Source organism: Streptomyces sp. NPDC046931 (genome assembly GCF_040644655.1).
In the GTDB taxonomy this organism is placed as follows: Bacteria; Actinomycetota; Actinomycetes; order Streptomycetales; family Streptomycetaceae; genus Streptomyces.
The window spans coordinates 41,053-63,332 of sequence record NZ_JBEYWX010000026.1 but is presented as its reverse complement, the minus strand read 5'-3'; the positions used below and the strand labels follow the sequence as shown (position 1 = coordinate 63,332).

Here is a 22,280-nt window from a genome sequence, read left to right as displayed (position 1 = left end):
TGCAATCCCCTGGCCAGGGCGGACCGTATATAGGGATATGCAGAGGTACCGGTTCCCCGTCGGTCGTGTTCCGGACGAGGCCCTGCTGTCCGGTCTGGCCACCGGGGACCCGGAGCTTGCCGTCACCTTCGTACGGAGGTTCCAGCACACGGTCTTCGGTGTCGCCGTCGCCGTCACCGGGGATCCGCAGCTCGCCGAGGACATCGCCCAGCAGACGTTCGAGCGTGCGTGGCGTCACGCGCAGATCTACGACTCCCGCCGTGGTTCGGTGACGACCTGGCTGACGACCATCGCACACAACCTGGCCATAGACGCCGTCCGCTCTCGGCGGCCGGAACCCGTGGCGCCGGAAGACCTCGACGCGATCCTGGGCGTCGTCAGCGAGACGCCCGAACAGCAGGCCCTGGCCGACGAGGCGTCGTCCAGGCTGCGGGCCGCCGTGGCGGAACTTCCGCGCGAACAAGGCCGTGCGCTGGTGATGGCAGGGATCTACGGAATGACGGCCCAGCAGATCGCGGATTGGGAGCAGATCCCGCTGGGCACCGCCAAGACGCGCATCAGGACCGCTATGGGGAAGCTGCGCAACACCCTCGCATCTCCGAAGCGAGGCGACCATGTCGAATGACGTGACCTGTGAAGAAATGCGGGAGATCGGCGCCGAGCTGGCTCTCGGCGTGCTGCCGGCCCGCGAGCGGGCCGAGGCGGTCGCCCATCTGGATCGGTGCGCGGGCTGCCGGGAGTACATCGAGCAATTGACCCTCGTGGGCGACCGGCTGATCGGACTGCTGCCGGGCCGTGAGCCGACGTTCGGGTTCGAGACAAGGGTGGCGCGGTCGCTGATGCAGGAGACATCGGCACGCAAGGGGCTGCACTCGTACATCCGCGGATCCGGTATCCCGCGCACGACATTCGGCGGCCGCGTACGGTTGCGGGCCGCCGGCGCGGTGACCGCGCTCGTACTCGCCGTCGGGTTCGGTGGCTGGGCCGTCGGCACGGCGCTCCAGGACATGACCGCCGCGCCGCCCATCGCGTCCGAGGTCGGGAAGGGCATGCTCTGGGGAGCGCTGACCTCGGCCGGTACGCCTGGGAAGCCGGGTGGTGAGATCTTCGCCCATTCCGGGTCCCCGGGCTGGGTGTACATGACCGTCGACCTCGCCGACGCCGGTAATCCGTACAACGGCGAGGTCTCCTGTCTGCTCGAGCGCAGTGACGGCAGCACGGTGCGCATCGGCAGCTTCACCTTGCGCGGCGGCTACGGCTACTGGGGCGGCCCCGCTCCCGTCGACTCCTCGTCGGTCTCAGGCATCCGGCTGACGTCGCCGGACGGCACCGTGCTCGCAAAGGCACACTTGAAAGGGGCCGGACGGGTGTAGCCGGGCGGGGTTCCGGCTGCCGGCTTGCCCGTCGGGGTCAGTGGGCCTTGCCCTCGTCGGCGTCCGGGCCGCGGTCGACGCCATGGGCAATGACGTTCTGCCCGGGCTCCAGGTGCAGGCGTGTGCCGTCGAGACGGACCTCGACCTTGTCCGGCTCGAACGACACCAGGTCGCCGACCCTGTCGACCTCCCGGTAGGCGTTGCGGTAGGACCAGGCCGCGCGACGCGCGTCGCCGATGTCGTGGTAGTCGCACAAACCCCTGTAGGGGCAGAACTCTGGCCTTCGACGGGGCGCAGCCGGGTCTCGTCGACGTCGGCGCGCGTCTGCTGCAGCGAACCGGCCACCGAGGTCGTCCTCGATCTCTGACCGGCCGGCCACGTTCGCCGACAAGGTCGTGAAGCCGTAGCCCGCCGGCGAGCGGGTTCACCCACTCATCGAAGCCCTCGGCCGCGGCCGTCAGGACGGGCGGGAACTGGTCGGCCGGGCCGCCCCCGAGTCCTTGCGGCCCATTACAGAACAAGGCCGGCGCGGACGCGGCGGAATGCGGCTGCCGGGTCCGCGGCACGTGTGACCGTCCGCCCCACAATGACATGTGAGGCGCCATCAGCGAGGGCTGCACCCGGCGTCCCGGGTCGGGCGTGCTCGGCCGACGAGTCACCAGGCAACGACACCCCGGGAGTGACGATCAGGGCAGCGGCCCCCAGCGCGCTCCGCAAGGCCCCGACGTCCTGGGGCGAGGCGATCACGCCGTGGCATCCGGCCTTGCCCGCCAGGCGGGCCAACCGGACCACCTGCTCCATGGCCGAGTCGCGGACGCCGATGTCGGCGAGATCCTCGTCGGTCATGCTGGTGACCACGGTCAACGCGAGGATCCGCAGATCGGGGAAGTCGCGGGCGGCGTCGACAGCGGCGGTCATGATGCCGGTACCGCCCATGCTGTGCACGGTCACCATGGAGACGCCCAGAGCCCCCGCGGCGCGGACGGCACCAGCGACCGAGTTGGGGATCTCGAAGAGCTTGAGGTCCAGGAAGACCCGCTTGCCGCGCGCGACAAGGTGCTTGATGAAGTCGGGGCCGGCCACGGTGAGTAGCTCCAGGCCGACCTTGTAGAAACCGCAGTCGTCGCCCAGTTGATCGACGATGCCGTCAGCGGCCGGACGGCTGTCGCAGTCCAGGGCGACGATGATCTGGTTGTTCGGGTCCACGACCGCATTGTGCCGGGTGACGTACCGTGCCGTCCGGCGGCGGTCGGCGTTCTGGACGGTGTCGTCCGGTGCTGCACTTGCGCCGTCGCCCGAGTGGCTTGCTGTCGGCCCGCTGCGGGGGCTGCTTGCAGGAGCCGTCGTACCCGATTCACCCCATCGGCGTAGCGGCGACGCCCCGTCGGTGTCGCCGATCTCCGGCCTTGGTCGCGCACGGTGGCGCTGTACGGCGAGCGGGTGACAAGACACCCTTGCACACTGCAAAGGCGGGTACTCGGCCGGCGGCGGCTGGACGCCGCTTGCACGACCGGGACACCAGGCATGCCTCAGGAAGGCGGTTGTCGCTGATGAGTCGCACAGCCCCCTACGACGCCTCCGGGACGGACGTGGCCGGTCTGGAGGCGGAGTTGTGCGAGTCTGTGGACGCCGAGATCCGCTTTGACGCCGGGAGCAGAGGTGCGTACGTCACGGACGGCTCCAACTACCGCCAGGTGCCGCTCGCGGTCGTCGTCCCGCGCAGCGTGGAGGCGGGGGCGCAGGCGGTGGAAGTGTGTGCCCGCTTCGGAGCGCCGGTTCTCTCGCGCGGCGGCGGCACCAGCCTGGCGGGGCAGTCGACGAACGCCGCTGTGGTGATCGACTGGAGCAAGTACTGCCACACCCTGATTTCCGTCGATCCCGACGCTCGCACCTGTGTGGTCGAGCCGGGCATCGTCCTCGACGAGCTCAACCGGCGGCTGTCCGACCACCGCCTCCAGTTCGGCCCCAAGCCCTCCACCCACAGCCACTGCGCACTCGGCGGGATGATCGGCAACAACTCCTGCGGCGCGTCCGCCCAGGCCTACGGCAAGACGGTCGACAATGTGCGCCGGCTCGAGATCCTCACCTACGACGGGCTGAGGACGTGGGTCGGGCCGACTTCGCAGGCGGAGCGAGCACGGATCGCCGCCGAAGGGGGACGGAAGGCCGAGATATACGACGGCCTGGAGCGCATCGCCACCGAGTACCTGGCGGACATCCGACGCGGCTACCCGAAGATCCCGCGCCGGGTCTCCGGCTACAACCTCGACTCGCTGCTGCCGGAGAACGGCTTCGACGTCGCCCGGGCCCTGGTCGGCAGCGAGGGCACCCTGGTGACCGTGCTGCGCGCCGAACTGGAACTGGTGCCGGTGCCCCCCTACCAGTCGCTGCTGGTGCTCGGCTACGACGACATCTGCCAGGCCGGCGACGACGTGTCCCGCGTACTGGAGCACTGCTCGCCCAGCCAGCTGGAGGCGCTGGACGGGCGTATGGCGCAGCTGATGCGCGAGGAGGGCGCCTACCTGGACTCGCTCAACGTCCTTCCGCAGGGCGACAGCTGGCTGCTCGTGCAGTACAGCGGCGACAGCCAGGACGATGTCGACGAGCAGGCGCATGCCCTGCTGCGCGCCCTCGGCCGCGGCGAGAAGGACCCCAACGTGGCCTTCTCCGACAACCCGGAGCGCGAGGAGAAGATGCTCAAGGCCCGCGAGGCCGGGCTCGGTGTGACCGCGCGGCCCCCGGACGGCCGGGAGACCTGGGAGGGCTGGGAGGACTCCGCCGTCCCACCCGAGCGCCTCGGCGCCTATCTGCGCGACCTCAAGCAGCTCTTCGACGAGTTCGGCTACGACCACCCTTCCCTGTACGGGCACTTCGGGCAGGGCTGTGTGCACACCCGTATCCCGTTCGCGCTGAAGACCGCCGAGGGCGTGGCCGACTTCCGCCGCTTCGTCGAACGGGCCGCCGACCTCGTGGTCTCCCACGGCGGCTCCCTCTCGGGCGAGCACGGTGACGGGCAGGCCCGGGGCGAGCTGCTGACCCGTATGTTCGGCGAGCGGCTGGTCACCGCCTTCGGCGAGCTGAAGACACTGTTCGACCCGGCCAACCGGATGAACCCAGGCAAGATCGTCGATCCGAATCCGGTCGACGGGCAGCTCCGCCTCGGCCCCGCCTGGCGGCCGGCCACACCCGAGACACACTTCGGCTACCCGGAGGACGAGCACTCCTTCACTCGCGCGGTGATGCGCTGTGTCGGTATCGGCAACTGCCGCAGTCACGAGGGCGGCGTGATGTGCCCCTCGTACCGGGCCACGAGGGAGGAGGAGCACTCCACCCGGGGCCGGGCCCGGCTGCTGTTCGAGATGCTCGGCGGCCACGCCGACTCGACGATCACCGACGGCTGGCGCTCCACCGAGGTGCGCGACGCCCTCGACCTGTGTCTGGCCTGCAAGGGCTGCAAGTCGGACTGTCCGGTGGGCGTCGACATGGCCACCTACAAGGCCGAGTTCCTCTCCCACCACTACGGGGGCCGGCCACGCCCCGCCGCCCACTACTCGATGGGCTGGCTGCCGGTGTGGGCCCGGTTCTCCCGCATCGCCCCGTCCCTGGTCAACACCCTCCTCCACGCCCCCGGTCTGGCCCGCGCGGGAAAGCGGCTGGCCGGCGTGGCCGAGGCCCGGCAGGCCCCGCTCTTCGCCAAGCAGTCCTTCCTGCGGTGGTACAAGGCGCGCGACGCCGGGAAGCCCGATCCCGCGGACCCGCGGACCGTGGTGCTCTGGCCGGACACCTTCAGCACCTACTTCCACCCCTCGATCGCGATCTCGGCCGTACGAGTCCTGGAGGACGCGGGCTTCCGGGTCGCCGTCCCCACCACGCCCGTGTGCTGCGGCCTGACCTGGATCTCCACCGGCCAGCTGACCGTCGCCGAGAAGGTGCTTCGCCGCACCCTCGACGTGCTGGGGCCCTACCTCGAGGCAAGCACTCCGATCATCGGACTGGAACCCTCCTGCACCGCGGTGTTCCGGGCCGACGCACCCGAGCTGATGCCCGCCGACCAGGACGTCAAGCGGCTGGCCGGGCAGGTGCGTACCTTCGCCGAGCACCTGGTGCAGCACGCGCCCGGCTGGCAGCCTCCGCAGCTGGCCCGGCAGGCGACCGTGCAGACCCACTGCCACCAGCACGCGATCATGAAGTTCGACGCCGACCGTGAACTGATGCGCCTCGCCCACCTGGACGCCGAGGTCCTGGACGAGGGCTGCTGCGGACTGGCCGGCAACTTCGGCTTCGAACGCGGCCACCACGAGGTCTCCATGGCCGTCGCGGAACAGGGCTTCCTTCCCGCGGTCCGCACCGCCGCCCCCGACAGCCTGCTCCTCGCCGACGGCTTCAGCTGCCGCACCCAGATCGAACAGGGCGACACAGGACGCCGGGCCCTGCACCTGGCCGAAGCGCTCGGCCTCGGCCTGAAGGGCAATCTGCCCAGTGAACACCCCGAACGCCTGGCCGAGCGGCCCGCCCACCCGACCCACGCGGCCCGGTGGGCGACCACCGTGGGCGCCGCAGCCCTCATGGCGACGGCCGCCACCGCGGCCGGCCGGGCGGTTCGGCAGCGCCTGCACCACCCGTGACCGAGCCCCCGAGAGCAACTCAGGAAAGGTCAGAACATGTCTACGAAGGTCTCCGACCACGTCCTCGAGCGCCTGCGCGACTGGGGGGTGGAGTACGTCTTCGCCTACCCCGGCGACGGCATCAACGGCCTGCTCGCCGCCTGGGGCCGCGCCGGCGACAACCCCCGGTTCATCCAGGCCCGCCACGAGGAGATGGCCGCCTTCGAAGCCGTCGGCTACGCCAAGTTCTCCGGCAAGGCAGGGGTGTGCGCCGCGACCTCCGGCCCCGGCGCCATCCACCTGCTCAACGGCCTGTACGACGCCAAGCTGGACCATGTGCCGGTGGTCGCGATCGTCGGCCAGACCAACCGCAGCGCCATGGGAGGCTCCTACCAGCAGGAGGTCGACCTGCTGAGCCTGTACAAGGACGTCGCCTCCGACTTCTGTGAGATGGTCACCGTTCCCGAACAGCTGCCCAATGTGCTGGACCGGGCGATGCGCACCGCCATGGCCCGACGCTCGGTGACGGCCGTCATCATCCCCGCCGACGTACAGGAACTCGACTACTCACCGCCCAAGCACGCCTTCAAGATGGTTCCCTCCAGCCTGGGCATGCCGCGCTACGCACCCGTACCGTCCGACGAGGACGTCACCCGTGCCGCCGAGGTGCTCAACGCAGGTGAGAAGGTCGCGATCCTCATCGGTCAGGGCGCCCGCGGCGCGCGCGAGGAGGTCATGGCGGTCGCCGACCGGCTCGGGGCCGGCGTGGCCAAGGCGCTGCTGGGCAAGGACGCTCTGGACGACGACCTGCCCTATGTCACCGGTTCCATCGGCCTGTTGGGCACCCGCCCGTCGTACGAGCTGATGCAGGACTGCGACACGCTCCTCGTCATCGGTTCGTCCTTCCCGTACACGCAGTTCCTGCCGGAGTTCGGGCAGGCGCGGGCCGTGCAGATCGACATCGACCCGCACATGGTCGGCATGCGCTACCCGTTCGAGGTGAACCTGGTGGGCGACGCCCGCGAGACGCTCACCCGACTGCTGCCGCTGCTCAAGTCGTCCAAGAACCGGGGCTGGCGCAAGAAGATCGAGAAGGACACCGCCCGCTGGTGGGAAGTCATGGAGCGGCGCGCCGCCGTCGACGCCGACCCGGTCAACCCCGAGTACGTCGCCCACGCACTCAACGACCTGCTGCCCGACAACGTCATCCTCGCCTCGGACTCCGGCTCCGCCGCCAACTGGTACGCCCGGCACCTGAAGCTGCGCGGCGCCATGCGCGGCTCGCTGTCCGGCACCCTCGCCACGATGGGGCCCGGCGTGCCCTACGTCATCGGCGCGAAGTTCGCGCACGGCGACCGCCCGGCGATCGCCCTGGTGGGCGACGGGGCGATGCAGATGAACGGCATGGCCGAGCTGATCACCATCGCCAAGTACTACCGGGAGTGGCAGGACCCGCGGCTGATCGTGGCCATCCTGAACAACCGTGATCTCAACCAGGTCACCTGGGAGATGCGCGCCATGGAAGGCGCCCCCCAGTTCCTGCCCTCCCAGTCGATCCCCGACGTCGCCTACGCAGACTTCGCCCGTCTGATCGGCCTGGACGGCATGCGAATCGAGAAGCCAGGCGATGTGCGGGGCGCCTGGGAGGCCGCGCTGGCCGCCGACAAGCCCTGTGTGCTCGACTTCGTGACCGACCCGGCGGTGCCGCCGATCCCGCCGCACGCCACCCTCGACCAGATCGAAGCCGCCGCGGTCTCCATCCTCAAGGGCGACAGCGACCGTGCCGCCATGGTCCGCCAGGGCTTCAAAGCCAAGATCCAGGAGTTCCTGCCCGGCAGCCACCAACGCGAGGACAGGCACCGCACGAAGGACCGCAGGTGACCGACACCCCGGTCGTGGAGCGGGTGGACACCGCCGTGTTCACCATCCCCACCGACGCCCCCGAAGCGGACGGCACCCTCAGCTGGGACAGCACCACACTCGTCCTGGCCGCCGTCCGCTGCGGCGACACAACCGGCACCGGCTACACCTACGCGCCCGCCGCCACGGCACGCGTCATCGACGACCTGCTCGCCGGTGTGGTGAAAGGATCAGCGGTGCTCGACGTGCCGCGCATGAACGAGGCCATGCACCGCGCGGTGCGCAACGCCGGACTGCCCGGCGTCGCGGCCCAGGCCGTCTCCGCCGTCGACATCGCCCTGTGGGACCTCAAGGCCCGCCTGCTCGGCCTGCCGCTGGTCCGGCTGCTGGGCGCCGCCTGCGACACCGTGCCCGTCTACGGCAGCGGCGGCTTCACCACGTACGACGACGCGCAACAGGAGAGGCAACTGCGCGGCTGGGTCGAGGAAGAGGGCATCCCCCGCGTCAAAATCAAGATCGCCGAGTCGTGGGGGCGGCAGGAGAGCCGCGACCGTCGGCGGGTCGGCAAGGCCCGTGCCACCATCGGCGACACGGCGGAGCTGTATGTAGACGCCAACGGCGGCTACGACGCCAAACAGGCCGTACGCGTCGGCCGGGCGCTCACCGACGAGGGCGTTACCTGGTTCGAGGAGCCGGTCTCCTCCGACCACCTCACCACCCTCGCCATGATCCGCGGCCAGGTCACCTCGGACGTCGCCGCCGGCGAGTACGGCTACACGCTGCCGTACTTCGCGCACATGCTCGCCGCCGGAGCCGTGGACTGCCTCCAGGCCGACGTCACCCGGTGCGGCGGCATCACCGTCTGGCTACGAGCCGCCGCCCTCGCCCAGGCCCACGGCATCGGCATCTCCGGGCACTGCGCCCCGCACGCCCACGCGCATGTCGCCGCGGCGGCACCGAACCTGCGGCACCTGGAGTGGTTCCACGATCACGTCCGCATCGAGCGCATTCTCTTCGACGGTGTCCTCGCCCCCGACGGCGGCGGCATCACGCCCGGCACCGACGGCGCACCCGGACTGGGGCTCACCCTCAACACCGGGCGCGCAGGGCCCTACCGGGTGGGCTGATCAACAGGAGACAGCACCCATGAGCACCCCATCCTTCCCGCCGCACCCACTGCACGACTACGCGCTGCTGGCCGACGGGGAGCGCGGCGCGCTGATCGGACCGGACGGCGTCCTGACCTGGCTGTGCGCCCCCACGTGGCACGACGACGCCGTCTTCGCCTCGCTCATCGGCGGCGGAGGCGTCTACTCGGTGACCCCGCGCGCCCGTTACGTCCCCGGCGGCTACTACGAGGAGGGCACCCTCATCTGGCGCAGCCGCTGGGTCACCACCGACGGCGTCGTCGAGTGCCGCGAGACCCTGGCCTACCCCGGCGACGAGAACCGCCTGGTCCTGCTGCGGCGGCTGCTCGCCGTCGACGGAACCGCCCAGATCCGGGTCCTCCTCGACCCGCACGCCGACTACGGCCGCGCCCCGCTCACCTCCGTGCACCGTGACGACGACGGTGTCTGGCATCTGGCCACCGGCCGCCACCTCCTGCGCTGGCAGGGCGCCGCGTCGGCGACCGTCCGCAACGAGGGCCTGACCGCCGACCTCGTGCTGAAGCCGGGCAAGAGCCACGACCTGGTCCTGGAGTGCTCCTGCTCACCGCTGCCGCCTACGCCCCCGCGGGCCGAGCAGGCCTGGGCCGCCACCGAACGGGCCTGGCGACAGTCAATGCCCCCGCTGGAGACCGTCGCCGCCCGTGACGCCGGACGCGCCTATGCCCTGCTGCGGGGGCTGACCACCCACGGCGGCGGCATGGTCGCGGCCGCCACCACCAGCCTGCCCGAACGCGCCGAGGCAGGCCGCAACTACGACTACCGGTACGTGTGGATCCGCGACCAGAGCTACGCCGGGCAGGCCGCGGCCGCGGCCGGCACGCCCGAGCTCCTCGACAGCGCCGTCCGTTTCGTCAGCGAGCGGCTGCTCGACGACGGCCCCCGGCTTGCCCCCGCCTACACCGTGCACGGCACGCGCGTCCCCGGCCAGCACGAACTCGACCTGCCCGGCTACCCCGGCGGCTTCAGCCGGATCGGCAACCACGTGAGCAGGCAGTTCCAGCTCGACTGCTTCGGCGAGGCACTGCTGCTGCTGGCTGCGGCCGAACGTCTCGACCGGCTGGATGCCGACGCCTGGAAGGCCGCCGACCTCGCGGTGCGGGCCATCGCCGAACGCCACGGGGAACCGGACGCGGGCATCTGGGAGCTGGAGGCCCGGCGGTGGACCCACAGCCGGCTGATCTGCGTCGCCGGGCTGCGCGCCCTGGCCGACGCGGCACCGCACCGACCGCTCGCCGACACCTGCACCCGGCTCGCCGACACGCTGTTCGCCGAGACCGCGGCGAGCAGCGTGCACGCCGACGGCCACTGGCAGCGCGCCCCCGACGATCCCGCGGTCGACGCCGCACTGCTGCTGCCCGCAGTGCGCGGGGCGCTGCCCGCCGACGACCCGCGCACTCGAGCCACCCTGGCCGCCTGCCGCGAGCGACTGACCCAGGACCACTTCGTCTACCGGTTCCGTCACGACGACCGGCCCCTGGAGGAGGCCGAGGGCGCCTTTGTGCTGTGCGGCTTTGTCATGGCGCTGGCCGAACACCAGCAGGGCCACACAGCCGATGCCTATCGCTGGTTCGAACGCAACCGCGGCGCATGCGGCGCCTCGGGACTGTACGCGGAGGAATTCGACATCGCCCAGCGCCAGCTGCGCGGCAATCTCCCGCAGGCCTTCGTTCACGCCATGCTGCTGGAGACCGCCGCCCGTTTCACCCAGGAGCCCCCGCCACACGGCACGCTCCGCCGAGGACGGAACTCGGCACCCGACCGTCCCGTCGGCCCGATGTCCCACACCTGATCGCGGGCTGGTGGACACCGGACACCGCGGAGGCGGCGGTCAAGCCCGGCGGCGCAGGGTGGGGGACCCTGAGGTCATCCGCGTCCCGCTGCCCATGGCAGCAGGAACCACAGGCCGGCGAACATCGCAGTGGTTGCGGCCGTGATGGCGATGGCCGCGGTGCGGCCGAGTACCAGATCCATCAGCAGCAGGACGGCGCCGTTGAGAGCCAGCGCGAGAAAGACGAGCCCGACTTGGGCATGCCGGGCGGACAGAGCAACGATGCGAGGCTTCACGCCGCGGTGGAACAGGCCGCGGTGCAGAGCCACCGGGGTGGCGAGGACGGCGGAGGTCATGACGGTCAGCAGCAGCGTGACGACATAGGTGTTGCGCTGGAACGCACTGAGCTGCGGAAAACGGCTGGTGAAGGCCACTCCCAGCAGGAAGGCGAAGAGAATCTGTACGCCGGTCTGGACCACACGGAGTTCCTGGAGAAGCTCGACCAGATTGCGGTCGGCCCGCTCCTCGGGCGTTTCGTCCCGCGCCGTCCGCGGCGGTCGTGCTGGCTCCTTCGGCATGATCTTCACTGTTTCTGGGCCGGGGCGCTGGGACCGGTCGCGCACGTCGTAGACCTGTCGCGCAGGCGCACGGCCAGCGCCGCGATGTCGTCGTCGAGCCCTCCGCCACTGTGCCGGAGGAGATCATGATGAAGCCGATGGAGCAGCTCGCGCGGCCGCGTTGACGTCTGGCGCCGCATCCAGTCCTGCAAGGGAAAGAACTCACCCTTGGTGTTCCGGCTCTCGATGATGCCGTCGGTGTAGAAAAGCAGCTGATCGCCGGGGGCGCAGGCGACGGTGTCGATGCAGTAGTGGTCGCCGATGAGGGTCGCGAGATTGAGCAGCGGAGATGGCGTGGTGGGGTCCAGTACGTAAAGCTTTCCGCTCTGCACGAGCAGTGGCGGAGGGTGTCCGCAGTTCAGGAGGCTGATGCGTTCGCACTGTGGCGAGATCTCGGCGAGCAGGACCGTCGTGAAGTGCTCAGACAGCTCTCTGGTGGGGAACGAATCGATGTGGCGGGTGCTGCTGATCTCCATGCGGCGGACGATGCTGCACAGATCGGCCTCCTCGTAGGCGGCCTCCCGGAAACAGTTGACCACCGCGGCGGCTGCTCCCACCGCGGGCAGGCCCTTCCCTCGTACGTCGCCGATGAGCAGCCTCACCCCGTAGGGGGTGCTGATGGCCTCGTAGAAGTCCCCGCCGATCCGGGCCTCTGCCTCGGCCGCGAGGTACATCGACTCGATCTCCACGCAGCCGACGCGGGACGGCAGGGGACGCAAAAGAACCTTCTGCGCGGCATCGGCGACGAGCCGGACCTGGATGAGGGCCTGCTCCCGCGTGATCCGGATGTGGCTCGCGTAGGCGGCGGCCATGGTGACCGCGGCGATGGCCCCCACGGTGTACCAGGTGCCCAGATCCGGGTAGACGAGGCTGAGCCCGATCATGATCAGGAGGCAGGCCGCGCCCAGGAGGACGGTGGGCAGCACGGTCCAGACGGACGCGGCGAGTGCGGGCGCGGCGGTCAGGATGCGGCTGAAGGCGACCTGCCGCGGGGTGGCGAACGCCAGGCTGGCGACAACGACCGTCAGGATCACCGGCGACAGCAGGACAGGGCTCCACCGTCCCTGCGGACGAGGGTGAAGCCGCGACTGTCCGATCCAGTGCATAAACCACAGAATATCGGCACAAAAGGGGTGGATGGATGTGTGGATCCATCGAGGCGATCGCCGAGAGGGGGTGGCCCTATGGTGCGGGCCGTCGGTTCGCCATCGTGCCGGGGTGGGAGGGCCCGCCCGGTGCGGGTGCAGGTTTCACTGCCGCCCGAGGTCGCCGGTGCCCCCCGCCCAGCGGGACCGAGTGGCTCCGAAGCCGGACTCATGCGTCCAGATGTGGAGGCACGACGGGCACTGCAAGTGGAGCAGGCTGCCCGTGTTCGAGAGCAGATAGCGCCAGTGCTCGGGGCATGTACGCCGCTCCTCGCACGCTCTGCAGCCATCCCTGTCGTTGCAGTTCGGGCAGGCCACCCAGGCGCGGCGTCCGATATCGGCCTGAGGGTCAAGAGGCAGCACTGCCGTCGCCTCTCGTGGGCAGCACGCCGGCCGCGACCAGGTCGTCGTAGAGGCGCTGCTGCTCCTCGCTGAGGTCGGAATACAGCAGCTCACGCGCTCTGTCCTCGTCGCGCAGCACCGCGACGGGATCCCAGTCGGGGCCGATGGCGGCAAGGACGTGGGTGCGTCGCAGCGACTCGTGCGAGGTCAGGTCGACACTGAATTCGACGAGCGACGCGCTGTCCGGGCGGTCCGCCGGTGGCCGGCCGGCTGTGGTGGGTTCGTCCGGTTCGTTGGGAAGAGTGCGGTCGTGGGGGGACATATGGCAGAACTTAGGTAGCCCTTGCTGGGCGGGGCAAGGGTGGGTGGGGGAAGTCACAGCAGGTCGGCGAGCACGTGGTGCGAGCCTCGCGCGGAAGTCGGGAGCTGCATGAATAGAACGTTCCGTATGCTGGTGGTATGTCGAAGTCGAAGGGTGGGCCACCGGGGGGTCGTCGGTCGGAGGCGCGTGATCGGCTGTTGAGCACGGCGAGCCGGCTCTTCTACACGGAGGGCATCCGGGCCGTCGGCGTCGACCGTGTCATGGAGGAGGCGGACATCGCCCGGGGCACCTTCTATCGGCACTTCAAGGGCAAGGACGACCTGGTGAGGGCGTACCTCGAGGCGACGGATCAGCAGATCCGCACCCGCATGGCCGCGGCCAGGGAGGAGCTCGCCGACTCCTCGGCCTTCCTTCAGGCCGTGGCGGGCGGCATCGGGGAAGAGCTGTGCGGTGTGGGCTTTCGGGGATGCCCGTTCATCAACGCGGCCGCCGAGTACCCGCAGCGGGACAGCGCCGTCCACCAGGCGGTACTGACGCACCGGTCCTGGTTTCACGAGGCGCTGGAGGACGCGTTTCGGCAGCTTGGTGTGGCGGATCCCGCGCGGTCGGCCGATGCCATGGTCGCTCTGCGCGACGGCGCGATGGTCGCCGGCTACCTGAGCGATCCACGGAAGGCGAACGGCACCCTCGTGCACGGCGTCGCCGCTCTCCTGGCCGCCGGCTGACCCCTCTCCTTCCCGCGTCCTGGGGCCGGGGTCACTGGGCGCCGGCGGCCTGCTTCACGAGGTTCGTCCCGGTGCCCGGATCGGTCGGCTGGACGGCGACCGGAGCCTTGATCTCCGTGGTGTGGGCGTGCGCCCGCGCCGCCATGAACCGCTCGGCGGCGGCGGGGAGGGCGTCGTCGCGCGCGACGAGGTACCAGGAAGGGATCGTCCTCCAGGCCGGGGTGCCGGACGGCTCACCGAGCGCCTGTGCGGTGGCGGTGCGCTGGGCGGCCGCCGGCTCCGCCACCGTGGCGTCGCCGAACTTGTCGCCGACGAAGCCGTCGCGTTACTTGTCGGGCTTCAAGTACAGGTCGGTCCCGGTGCCGCCGTCGGGCTGGGCGAAGGGGACGGCGTCAAGAGCGGTGGGTAGGGCGTCGGGGTCGTCGCCGAGGTGGCTGCCGGGGAACCTGATGCCGAGGGCCGCCGCGCTCACGCCCTAGTCCGAGGCGGACATATATAGAACGTTCTGTTCACTCCGGACGTTACGCCGCGTCGCTGCCCGAGGCAAACGTGGGAGAGGGACGGATGCGTCACATCTCCGAGCGCGGCAAGCGCCACGCCTGCGGCGCGGCGAAGACCACGCTCAGCAGCGGCGCGTCACCCTTCCGCCCTGGGCGACCACCCGGGCGGACCGAACAGGTACCCGGCGCGGTCGCGCCAGCGCCGGGCCGCACGGACGTCGCGCCAGGCGGCCGCGTACTCGTGGAAGGCCACCCGCAGCGGGTTGTAGGTGCCGATGTTCTTCGTCAGCCCGTACACCACCCGCTCGCCCTCGGGCTCGAAGGTGCCGAGGAGCCGGTCCCAGACGATGAGGATCCCGCCGTAATTGCGGTCCAGGTACACGTTGTTCGAGCCATGGTGCACACGGTGGTGGGAGGGCGTGTTGAAGACCCTTTCCACCGGCCGCCACAGCTTGTCCACCCGTTCGGTGTGCAGGAAGAACTGGTAGATCAGGCTGACGGACTGTTCGAGCAGGATCATCCAGGGCGGGATGCCGAGCAGCGCGAGGGGCATCCAGAAGGGCAGGGTCGTCATCGGTGTCCAGCTCTGCCTGAGGGCGGTGGACAGGTTGAAGCGGACGCTGGAGTGGTGGACCACATGGCTCGCCCACAGCACCCGCACCCGGTGATGGGCGCGATGGAAGGCGTAGTACGCGAGGTCCTCGGCGAAGAACAGCAGTACCCACGTCCACCCGGAGGCGGGCGAGAGGTGCCATGGCGAGACGGTGAAGAGGGCCGCGTACACGAGCACCGTCACCGCCTTCCACGGCAGCCCGATGATCTGGCTGCCGGCGCCCATGGACATGCTGGTCACGGTGTCGCGCACCTCGTAACCGCGCTCGTCGTCGTCAGGGAGGAAGCGGTAGGAGAGGGCCTCGACGACGACCAGGAGCACGAACGCCGGTATCGCGTAGACCACGGCCGGGATCATGTCAGCACACCGCCTTCCCGGGGCGTCACCGGCACGCTGCGGGACAGCAGTTCGCGTGCCAGCCGCTCGGCGGACCCGGCTTCACGCGCCGCGATATGTGCCGCGAGCCGCACATGGGCGTCGACGTCGAGGAGTTCGGCGGTCCGCAGATCGTCGGGGACCGCGGCAACCGGGAGCGCCCCGCCCACCAGGCTGTTGAACGCCAGAAGATAGGCCAGGTTTCCCGAGCCCTCCACGATCAGTCGCCACCAGGCGATGTCCGCCGGGCCGAGCTCCGCCAGGTCGGGCCCGCTGCGCGCGTAACGGCCCGTGGCCTCGACGATCGCCGCGGCGGTGTGCTCGGAGCACCGGATCGCGCACAACCTGGCCGCGTCGGCACCGATGCACGCGCGCATCTCCAGGGCGTCCCGGGCGAGATCCCCCACCGAGGGCCCGCAGCCCGCCGCGGCGATTCCCACGGCCAGGTCCAGACCGGCGGTACGGCGCCAGTTCTGGACCAGGGTGCGTCCGCCGTGGCTCACCTCGACGAGCCGGGCCTGCTGAAGCCGTTTGACGGCCTCACGGACGGCATGACGGTTCACACCGAACTCGGCCGCCAGGTCCCGTTCGGCGGTGAGGGGGGAACCGGGGGGCAGCTCACCGCCGAGGATCCTGTCGCGCAGCACGGCGAAGAGCTGGTCGGAGACCGCCTCGCGCCGGATGTGTCGCTGGGTCATGGCGCTCAGGGTGGACGGGCCGAGGTCAGTGGTCAACTGGTTGGACCAGATTCTCTCCAGAACGTGCGACGTCGGCCCGCCGCCCCGCACACGCGCCGGCGCCCAACGGTGCCTACGGGCTCATGCGGTCGCTTCGTCGAGGAGTTCGAGCACATGCCGGTAGGGCCGGCCGGTGGCGCGACTCATGCCCATCTCACAGGTGAGGTTGCACGATGCGTACGCGTCGAAGTCGCCGGCGGTGATCTCGGCCGCCTGGCCGGCCGTGGCCGAGGCGGTGACCTCCGGGTGGAGCAGACCGCGGTCCCCGGCGAAGGCGCAGCAGCCCCAGTTGTCGGGCACGGTCACCTCGGCGCTGACGGCGGCGGCGACGGTGCGCAGGGCATCGTTGATGCCGAGATGGACGGTGGAGCAGGTGGGATGGAGAGCGAGGCTGTCCAGGCGGCGGGGTGTGGGCAGCGCGGCCAGGAGGTGTTCGGCGGCGAAGGCGACGCTGTCGACGAAGCGCAGCGCGGTGAAACGTGCGCGGTCGGACTCCGGGAGCGCGCCGGCCAGTTGCTCCAGGCCGTGGGTGCAGGAGGACGCGTCACAGACCACCGGCAGCCGGCCACCGTCACTGGCCTCCCACAGCGCCCGCAGTGTGCGGGCGGCCATGGTGCGGTGCCCGGCGGTGTAGCCCTTGGACTGCCACGGCGTGCCGCAGCACAGGCCCGCCAGCCCGTCGGGCACGGCAACGGGGATGCCGGCCCGTTCACACAGCCTCAGGAACGCGGCCGCCGCACCGCCCGAGGTGCCCTCCGGGGCGAAGACGCTGCCGATACATGCGGCGAAGAACACCGCCTGCGCCTCGGCGGGCCGCTGGGACGCAGGGCGGGCGGGGCCGCCACGGGGGATGTCGTCGGTCCGCCGATGGTGCACGCGGACTCGCTGGCCGGATCGGGGCCCAGCCGGCGCCCGTACCGGGCGAGCCGCACATTGGCCTGACGGACCGTCAGGCCGGGCAGGAGGCGGACCCGCAGGCCGTCGTCCAGGACCTTAGCGGAGCGCCAGTGGCTGCGGACGTCGAACGGCATGTGGCCTTCGCCGACGAAGTAGTCCTTCGCCGTTCTCTGTCGTCCGGCCGGGCGCAGTCCGATCATGGCGATGGCGACCAGATAGACGACGACCACCAGGAGGTCGAGTTGACGCACGCTTACTCCTGGGCGTCGGCCGGCGGTGTCACCGGCGGGGTGGGGACAGGGGGAGGGGCGTCGTCCGCCGTACGCGGGCGACATGGAGTTCGTGCGGAGCCGAGGTGTCCAGTGACAGGTGGCGTGCGCCGTCCAGCGGATCCCCGAGCGGGGGCCGCAGATCAAGGGGGCGCGGGGAGCCGGTGAGCGCTGTCCTCAGCGGGCCGAGGAGCGGTTCGCCCAGGCCGGTGAGCCCGCCGGTGACGGTGACGGGGAGGGCGTCGCCGCCACCGATCCGGCGGGCGGCCGTGAGCACGGCCTCGCCGAGCGCGGCGGCGGCGTCCCGGACGATCGCCGAGGCAACGGCGTCACCCGCGGCGGCGGCACGGGCCACATCCGGGGCGAAGGACGCGGCGGTGCGGGCGGGGTTGCCGTCCCGCCCGACGGCCGAGGGCATCCGGTCGGGGTCGCCGAAACGCTCGACGGCCGCCGCCAGCAGCGCGGTGTCCGGTCCGCGTCCGTCGTGGGCGCGCAGTGCTGCCCGCAGTCCTGCCGCACCGATCCAGGCGCCGCTGCCCTCGTCGCCGAGCCAGGGGCCCCAGCCGTCGACGCGGGCGTACGATCCGTCGCCCCCGATGCCGATGGCGACGGAGCCGGTGCCGATCGCGAGGACCACGCCGGTGCGGCCGCCGAGGGCGCCCGCGTGAGCGGTGACGGCGTCGCTGGTGACGGCCACCTCGTCCGCGGGCAGGTCGTCGAGGAGCAGGGTGGCCAGTTCGCGGGCCGCCTCCGGTGCGGCGGCCGCCCCCGCGGCGCCGACGCAGACCGCCGCCAGCCGCTGTGAGGGTTCCCTTTCCAGGAGCGGGAGGACCGCGGCGCGCACGGCGGCACGGGCCGCCGCCACCCCGTTGTCCGCGGCGAGCCCGGGGGCACCGGGAACCTCGTGGACGTCCTGGGCGGGGTCGTCGCCGCTCCACAGCACGGCACGACAGCCGGTTTTGCCGAGGTCCACGGCCACTGCTGCTGTCATGGGGCACGCCTTCGTGTCTCCAGGGATCCTGCGCGTCGGGCGGTCACAGGACGGCCGGAAGGCCGGTGACGGGCGCGGATCGCGGTTCAGCGAGTATCCGAAGGCCAACCTCCGAATGTCAATAAGTAACCTCTCATAGCTCAGTGCGTAAATTTTTGACGCGCTACCGAGGCGTGGTTAATGTGTCGCCCACTCACTCAGGAGGGAAAGGCCCATGGCCCGCCAGGAACCACCCCGCACACCGGCCCGGCCGGCGGAGGACACCACCCCCGCCGCGACCCTGGCGCGCATCCGCGCGGCGCTGCCCACCCTGGCCCCCTCGGAACGGAGGGTGGCCGACGCCGTCCTGTCCGATCCCGCGCAGGCCTCGGAGCTGTCCATCAGCGCCCTCGGACAGAAAGCCAACACCTCGGTGGCCACGGTGATGCGCTTCTGCCGGGCCATAGGCATCACCAACTACCCCCAGTTGCGCCTCGCGCTGGCCGCGGCCGCCGCCCACGAGCACGCTCTCGGCGGCGAGCGCCCGGCACCGGGCACCGACATCAGCGCCACCGACACACTGGGCGAGATCGTCAAGAAGATCATCTACAACGAGGTGCGGGCCCTGGAGGACTCCGGGGCCGGGCTGGACCTCCAGGTGCTGGGCCGCGCGGTGGACGCTGTGGCCGGGGCCCGGCGGATCGACATCTTCGGCGTCGGTGCCAGCGCCTTCGTCGGGCAGGACCTGCACCAGAAGCTGCACCGCATCGGCCGTATGGCCTTCATCTGGACCGACCGGCATGCCGCCCTCACCGCCGCCGCCCTCCTCGGGCCCGGGGACGTGGCCCTCGCCATCTCCCACTCCGGGGAGACCGAGGACACACTCGAGCCTCTCCAGGCCGCCGCCGAACGCGGCGCCACCACCATCGCCCTGACCAACGTCCCGCGCTCCACCCTCGCGGAGAGCGCGGACCTCGTGCTGACGACATGCGCCCGGGAGACCCCCTTCCGCTCCGGTGCGACCGTCAGCCGCATCGCGCAACTCGCGCTCATCGACTGCCTGTTCGTGGGCGTGGCGCAGCGTTCCTTCGACGCCACCACCGCGGCTCTCGAGAAGACGTACGGGGCCATCCAGCGCCGCAGGCGCCCGCAGTCGCCCCGCCGCACATCCGCCGGCGACTGACCGCCGACGCCGCTTCCCCTCTCCCCCCACCCTTCAGCTACGACCCTTCAGCACCACCCTTGAAAGGACGACTGCTCCGTGGACCTCAGCACACTGGCCACAGAGAGCCGCAACGAGCGGACCGCCGAGCTGGACCGCATGCCGGTCTCCGAACTGCTCTCGGTCATGAACGCAGAGGACCAGACCGTCGCCCTCGCGGTACGCGACGCCCTCCCGGAGATCGGGTCCGCCGTCGAGGCGATCAGCGAGTCGCTGCGCCGGGGCGGACGGCTGATCTACATCGGCGCCGGCACCAGCGGCCGTATCGGCCTGCTCGACGCCGTCGAGTGCCCGCCCACCTTCGGCACCTCCCCCGAGCAGGTGGTGGGCCTGCTCTCCGGAGGCCCGGGCGCCTTCGTCGTGGCCGTCGAGGGGGCCGAGGACCAGCCCGCGAGGGCGGTCGCCGACCTCGACGAGATCGGCGTGAACGACACGGACACGGTCGTCGGACTCGCCGCCAGCGGCCGTACCCCCTATGTCATCGGCGGCCTGAAGCACGCCGCCGCCAAGGGAGCCGTCACGGTGTCGGTCGCCTGCAACCGCGACGCGGTCGTCAGCCGCTACGCCGACATCCCGATCGAGGTCCCCACCGGCCCCGAGGTCCTGACCGGGTCGACCCGCCTCAAGGGCGGCACCGCCGAGAAGATGGTCTGCAACATGCTCTCGACCGCGTCGATGGTGCGCGTGGGCAAGGTCTACGGAAACCTCATGGTCGACGTCCGGGCCAGCAACGACAAGCTCGTCGACCGCGCCCGCCGCATGGTCGTCGAAGCCACCGGCACCGACCCCGACACGGCCGCGGACGCCCTGCGGGAGGCCGGCGGCCACGCCAAGACCGCCATCGTCATGCTGCTCACCCACTCCACCGCTCAGGAGGCCGCCCGAGCCCTGGAGCGGGCCGCCGGCGACACCCGCACCGCCGTCGCAGGATCGAAGGCGCAGACGCGCGAATCCACTGGTTCCTGAGTCGGCCGACTACGAACCCGAAGCGAAGGTGGGCACCGACCTGAACGGGTGAACAGCCTCCGGACTTCCCTGTGCTTCGCCGACCCGTCGGTGTCCGCGTTTCTCCTGTCCCCGAACCCTGCGCCCACCCTGCCCCCGGCGTAGCAGCCGGGCGAGAGCCCGATTCTTCCCTCACCCTCTAAGGGAGAGAGGGGGGTGGGACGACGGAGGGAGCGGCGAGATGCAGATCGTTGTGGACCTCACGCTCTGCCAGGGCTATGCGCAGTGCGTGTTCCTCGCGCCGGAGGTGTTCCGGCTGCACGGGGAGGAAGCGTTGCTGTACTCACCGGCGGTCCCCGACGAACAGCTGGAGCGCGTGCGCCAGGCCGCGGCGGCGTGCCCCGTGCAGGCCATCCTCGTCGGTGAGGAGGTGAGCGCGGGTGACCGATGACCTGCGCAAGGGCCGGATCGTCATCGTCGGCGCGTCGCTGGCCGGGCTGAGGGCCGCCGAGACGCTGCGCGAAAAGGGCTTCACAGGCTCACTCACCGTGGTGGGGGATGAGGCCTGCCCGCCCTACGACAGACCGCCGCTTTCCAAGCAGGTGCTGCTCGGCCAGACGGCGGCGGACACCACCGGGCTGCCGATGCGCCGGGATGCCGACGCCGAGTGGCGGCTGGGGGTGCGGGCCACCGGTCTGGATCCCCTGGGCAAGCGGGTGCTGCTGTCCGATGGGGATCCGCTGCCGTTCGACCGGCTGCTGATCGCCACCGGGACCCGGGCGCGGCCCTGGCCCAACCCGGAGGAGGCAGCCCTGGAAGGGGTGTTCACCCTGCGCACCCGCGATGACGCCGGGGGCCTGGCCGCGCGGCTGGCCGCCGGACCACGGCGGGTGCTGGTGATCGGCGGGGGCTTCACCGGCTCGGAGATCGCCTCGGCCTGCCGGGAACGGGGGTTGGAGGTGACGGTCGCCGAACGTGGCCCCGGCCCCCTGGTCGGGGCGCTCGGTGGAACGCTGTCGAAGCTTGCCGCCGGGATGCAGCGGCGCCACGGGGTGGACCTGCGGTGCGGGGTGACGGTCACCGCCCTGCGCGGCGACGGCGGCGGCCGGTTCATCGGGGCGGACCTGTCCGACGGCAGCCGCGTCGAGGCGGACGTGTGCGTCGTGGCGTTGGGGGCGGTGCGCAACGTCGAATGGCTGGCGGACTCCGGCCTCGCCGCGGGCCCGCGTGGTGTCGCCTGCGACGCAGGATGCAGGGCCTTCAACATGTACGGAATCGTCACCGACGACGTCTTCGTGGCCGGTGACGTCTCCCGCTTCCCGCACCCCTTGTTCGAGTACCAGATGCTGTCCTTGGAGCACTGGGGCAACGCGGTCGCGCAGGCCGAGGTGGCGGCCCACAACATGGTGAATCCGGGGCCGCTGCGGCGTCCCCACCTTGCGGTGCCGGTGTTCTGGTCGAGCCAGTTCGGGCTCAACATCAAGTCTGTGGGCGTTCCCGTCTTCTCCGACCAGGTCGTCATCGCGCAGGGTTCGCTGGAGGCGCGCCGTCTGGCGATGGTGTACGGCTACCGGGGGCGGGTCACCGCCGCGGTCACCGTCGACATGGCCAAGTCGCTCGAGTACTACCAGCACCTGATCGAGACCGCCGCTCCGTTCCCGCCCGCCCCCGGCGCGGCGGACCGCCCGATGGCGGCCGAAGTCCCGCTTCCCTCCGATGTACCGGACCCGAAGGGGCTCTCCCACGGCCCCACCGTCGCACTCACCGGCTATCTGCCGGACCGCCGGCTGACCGTGGTGCAGTACTGAGGCCGACCATTCCACCCGT

The 22,280-nt window shown here is 71.0% G+C and carries 24 protein-coding genes; 11 read left to right on the top strand and 13 right to left on the bottom strand.

The window, feature by feature from the left end:
- Positions 1-37: 37 nt before the first annotated feature.
- Positions 38-625, top strand: a complete 588-nt coding sequence (locus ABZ876_RS32175) for a sigma-70 family RNA polymerase sigma factor (RefSeq protein WP_361788588.1) — start codon at positions 38-40, stop codon at positions 623-625.
- On the top strand, positions 615-1,373 hold the full coding sequence (locus ABZ876_RS32170) for a zf-HC2 domain-containing protein (protein ID WP_361788586.1): 759 nt from the start codon (positions 615-617) through the stop codon (positions 1,371-1,373). The genes ABZ876_RS32175 and ABZ876_RS32170 overlap by 11 nt, the downstream gene beginning before the upstream one ends.
- A 37-nt stretch (positions 1,374-1,410) precedes the next feature.
- Here ABZ876_RS32170 and ABZ876_RS32165 read toward each other — a convergent pair whose 3' ends face one another.
- On the bottom strand, positions 1,411-1,629 hold the full coding sequence (locus ABZ876_RS32165) for a hypothetical protein (protein ID WP_361788584.1): 219 nt from the start codon (positions 1,627-1,629) through the stop codon (positions 1,411-1,413).
- A gap of 254 nt (positions 1,630-1,883) precedes the next feature.
- A complete protein-coding gene (gene pyrF, locus ABZ876_RS32160; protein WP_361788582.1) occupies positions 1,884-2,579 on the bottom strand; it encodes an orotidine-5'-phosphate decarboxylase in 696 nt (231 codons plus the stop codon).
- Positions 2,580-2,923: 344 nt separating this feature from the next.
- On the opposite strand from pyrF, the gene ABZ876_RS32155 reads away from it, so the two are divergent.
- From ABZ876_RS32155 to ABZ876_RS32140, 4 genes are read left to right on the top strand one after another with little or no spacing between them, the layout of a single operon-like run.
- Positions 2,924-5,998 (top strand): FAD-binding and (Fe-S)-binding domain-containing protein, encoded by a 3,075-nt coding sequence (locus tag ABZ876_RS32155; RefSeq protein WP_361788580.1) that lies wholly within the window; start codon positions 2,924-2,926, stop codon positions 5,996-5,998.
- 36 nt (positions 5,999-6,034) lie between these two features.
- Complete coding sequence (locus ABZ876_RS32150) at positions 6,035-7,858, top strand: thiamine pyrophosphate-requiring protein (RefSeq protein ID WP_361788578.1); 1,824 nt, start codon at positions 6,035-6,037, stop codon at positions 7,856-7,858.
- A complete protein-coding gene (locus ABZ876_RS32145; protein WP_361788576.1) occupies positions 7,855-8,964 on the top strand; it encodes an enolase C-terminal domain-like protein in 1,110 nt (369 codons plus the stop codon). The genes ABZ876_RS32150 and ABZ876_RS32145 overlap by 4 nt, the downstream gene beginning before the upstream one ends.
- Before the next feature lie 19 nt (positions 8,965-8,983).
- Positions 8,984-10,795, top strand: a complete 1,812-nt coding sequence (locus ABZ876_RS32140; protein WP_361788574.1) for a glycoside hydrolase family 15 protein — start codon at positions 8,984-8,986, stop codon at positions 10,793-10,795.
- Between the two features lie 74 nt (positions 10,796-10,869).
- Here ABZ876_RS32140 and ABZ876_RS32135 read toward each other — a convergent pair whose 3' ends face one another.
- The 4 genes from ABZ876_RS32135 to ABZ876_RS32120 all read right to left on the bottom strand — a co-directional run bounded on the left by ABZ876_RS32135 (position 10,870) and on the right by ABZ876_RS32120 (position 13,200).
- Entirely contained in the window at positions 10,870-11,352 is a 483-nt protein-coding gene (locus ABZ876_RS32135) for a DUF6328 family protein (RefSeq protein ID WP_361788572.1), read from the bottom strand.
- Positions 11,353-11,357: 5 nt separating this feature from the next.
- Positions 11,358-12,497 (bottom strand): PP2C family protein-serine/threonine phosphatase, encoded by a 1,140-nt coding sequence (locus ABZ876_RS32130; RefSeq protein ID WP_361788570.1) that lies wholly within the window; start codon positions 12,495-12,497, stop codon positions 11,358-11,360.
- 144 nt (positions 12,498-12,641) lie between these two features.
- Positions 12,642-12,899: a hypothetical protein gene (locus ABZ876_RS32125; RefSeq protein ID WP_361788568.1), complete on the bottom strand. Its 258-nt coding sequence runs from the start codon at positions 12,897-12,899 to the stop codon at positions 12,642-12,644.
- The gene (locus ABZ876_RS32120; protein WP_361788567.1) at positions 12,886-13,200 is read right to left on the bottom strand and encodes a DUF6400 family protein; all 315 of its coding nucleotides are present in this window, start codon (positions 13,198-13,200) and stop codon (positions 12,886-12,888) included. Before ABZ876_RS32120 ends, ABZ876_RS32125 begins: the two co-directional genes overlap by 14 nt.
- A gap of 197 nt (positions 13,201-13,397) precedes the next feature.
- Here ABZ876_RS32120 and ABZ876_RS32115 point away from each other — a divergent pair, with 197 nt between their 5' ends.
- Positions 13,398-13,925 (top strand): helix-turn-helix domain-containing protein, encoded by a 528-nt coding sequence (locus tag ABZ876_RS32115; protein ID WP_361788565.1) that lies wholly within the window; start codon positions 13,398-13,400, stop codon positions 13,923-13,925.
- A gap of 31 nt (positions 13,926-13,956) precedes the next feature.
- Here ABZ876_RS32115 and ABZ876_RS32110 read toward each other — a convergent pair whose 3' ends face one another.
- The 7 genes from ABZ876_RS32110 to ABZ876_RS32080 all read right to left on the bottom strand — a co-directional run bounded on the left by ABZ876_RS32110 (position 13,957) and on the right by ABZ876_RS32080 (position 18,307).
- Positions 13,957-14,211: a hypothetical protein gene (locus ABZ876_RS32110; RefSeq protein WP_361788563.1), complete on the bottom strand. Its 255-nt coding sequence runs from the start codon at positions 14,209-14,211 to the stop codon at positions 13,957-13,959.
- 39 nt (positions 14,212-14,250) lie between these two features.
- Positions 14,251-14,397, bottom strand: coding sequence for a hypothetical protein (locus ABZ876_RS32105; protein ID WP_361788561.1), 147 nt, complete (start codon positions 14,395-14,397; stop codon positions 14,251-14,253).
- A gap of 164 nt (positions 14,398-14,561) precedes the next feature.
- Complete coding sequence (locus tag ABZ876_RS32100) at positions 14,562-15,395, bottom strand: sterol desaturase family protein (RefSeq protein ID WP_361788559.1); 834 nt, start codon at positions 15,393-15,395, stop codon at positions 14,562-14,564.
- Positions 15,392-16,111, bottom strand: coding sequence for a GntR family transcriptional regulator (locus ABZ876_RS32095; protein ID WP_361788557.1), 720 nt, complete (start codon positions 16,109-16,111; stop codon positions 15,392-15,394). Before ABZ876_RS32095 ends, ABZ876_RS32100 begins: the two co-directional genes overlap by 4 nt.
- Before the next feature lie 120 nt (positions 16,112-16,231).
- On the bottom strand, positions 16,232-16,945 hold the full coding sequence (locus ABZ876_RS32090) for a (Fe-S)-binding protein (protein ID WP_361788555.1): 714 nt from the start codon (positions 16,943-16,945) through the stop codon (positions 16,232-16,234).
- On the bottom strand, positions 16,870-17,298 hold the full coding sequence (locus tag ABZ876_RS32085) for a hypothetical protein (protein WP_361788553.1): 429 nt from the start codon (positions 17,296-17,298) through the stop codon (positions 16,870-16,872). Before ABZ876_RS32085 ends, ABZ876_RS32090 begins: the two co-directional genes overlap by 76 nt.
- A 28-nt stretch (positions 17,299-17,326) precedes the next feature.
- Positions 17,327-18,307 carry a BadF/BadG/BcrA/BcrD ATPase family protein gene (locus ABZ876_RS32080; protein ID WP_361788551.1) on the bottom strand — a complete coding sequence of 327 codons (981 nt, stop codon included), beginning with the start codon at positions 18,305-18,307 and terminating at the stop codon, positions 17,327-17,329.
- Between the two features lie 214 nt (positions 18,308-18,521).
- On the opposite strand from ABZ876_RS32080, the gene ABZ876_RS32075 reads away from it, so the two are divergent.
- From ABZ876_RS32075 to ABZ876_RS32060, 4 genes are all read left to right on the top strand, one after another.
- Positions 18,522-19,469 (top strand): MurR/RpiR family transcriptional regulator, encoded by a 948-nt coding sequence (locus ABZ876_RS32075; protein ID WP_361788549.1) that lies wholly within the window; start codon positions 18,522-18,524, stop codon positions 19,467-19,469.
- Between the two features lie 78 nt (positions 19,470-19,547).
- The gene (gene murQ / locus ABZ876_RS32070; protein WP_361788547.1) at positions 19,548-20,474 is read left to right on the top strand and encodes an N-acetylmuramic acid 6-phosphate etherase; all 927 of its coding nucleotides are present in this window, start codon (positions 19,548-19,550) and stop codon (positions 20,472-20,474) included.
- Between the two features lie 220 nt (positions 20,475-20,694).
- Positions 20,695-20,904, top strand: coding sequence for a ferredoxin (locus tag ABZ876_RS32065; RefSeq protein ID WP_361788545.1), 210 nt, complete (start codon positions 20,695-20,697; stop codon positions 20,902-20,904).
- On the top strand, positions 20,894-22,261 hold the full coding sequence (locus tag ABZ876_RS32060) for an FAD-dependent oxidoreductase (RefSeq protein ID WP_361788543.1): 1,368 nt from the start codon (positions 20,894-20,896) through the stop codon (positions 22,259-22,261). The genes ABZ876_RS32065 and ABZ876_RS32060 overlap by 11 nt, the downstream gene beginning before the upstream one ends.
- Positions 22,262-22,280: the final 19 nt, after the last annotated feature.

What these genes read in the sequence shown, in the direction of transcription:
- ABZ876_RS32150 (WP_361788578.1), top strand. Translation starts at nt 6,035, where the DNA reads ATGTCTACGAAGGTCTCCGACCACGTCCTCGAGCGCCTGCGCGACTGG.
- ABZ876_RS32095 (WP_361788557.1), bottom strand. Translation starts at nt 16,111, where the DNA reads ATGACCCAGCGACACATCCGGCGCGAGGCGGTCTCCGACCAGCTCTTC.
- ABZ876_RS32130 (WP_361788570.1), bottom strand. Translation starts at nt 12,497, where the DNA reads ATGCACTGGATCGGACAGTCGCGGCTTCACCCTCGTCCGCAGGGACGG.
- ABZ876_RS32170 (WP_361788586.1), top strand. Translation starts at nt 615, where the DNA reads ATGTCGAATGACGTGACCTGTGAAGAAATGCGGGAGATCGGCGCCGAG.
- ABZ876_RS32175 (WP_361788588.1), top strand. Translation starts at nt 38, where the DNA reads ATGCAGAGGTACCGGTTCCCCGTCGGTCGTGTTCCGGACGAGGCCCTG.
- ABZ876_RS32135 (WP_361788572.1), bottom strand. Translation starts at nt 11,352, where the DNA reads ATGCCGAAGGAGCCAGCACGACCGCCGCGGACGGCGCGGGACGAAACG.
- ABZ876_RS32100 (WP_361788559.1), bottom strand. Translation starts at nt 15,395, where the DNA reads ATGATCCCGGCCGTGGTCTACGCGATACCGGCGTTCGTGCTCCTGGTC.
- ABZ876_RS32120 (WP_361788567.1), bottom strand. Translation starts at nt 13,200, where the DNA reads ATGTCCCCCCACGACCGCACTCTTCCCAACGAACCGGACGAACCCACC.
- ABZ876_RS32080 (WP_361788551.1), bottom strand. Translation starts at nt 18,307, where the DNA reads ATGACAGCAGCAGTGGCCGTGGACCTCGGCAAAACCGGCTGTCGTGCC.
- ABZ876_RS32155 (WP_361788580.1), top strand. Translation starts at nt 2,924, where the DNA reads ATGAGTCGCACAGCCCCCTACGACGCCTCCGGGACGGACGTGGCCGGT.
- ABZ876_RS32065 (WP_361788545.1), top strand. Translation starts at nt 20,695, where the DNA reads ATGCAGATCGTTGTGGACCTCACGCTCTGCCAGGGCTATGCGCAGTGC.
- ABZ876_RS32075 (WP_361788549.1), top strand. Translation starts at nt 18,522, where the DNA reads ATGGCCCGCCAGGAACCACCCCGCACACCGGCCCGGCCGGCGGAGGAC.
- ABZ876_RS32140 (WP_361788574.1), top strand. Translation starts at nt 8,984, where the DNA reads ATGAGCACCCCATCCTTCCCGCCGCACCCACTGCACGACTACGCGCTG.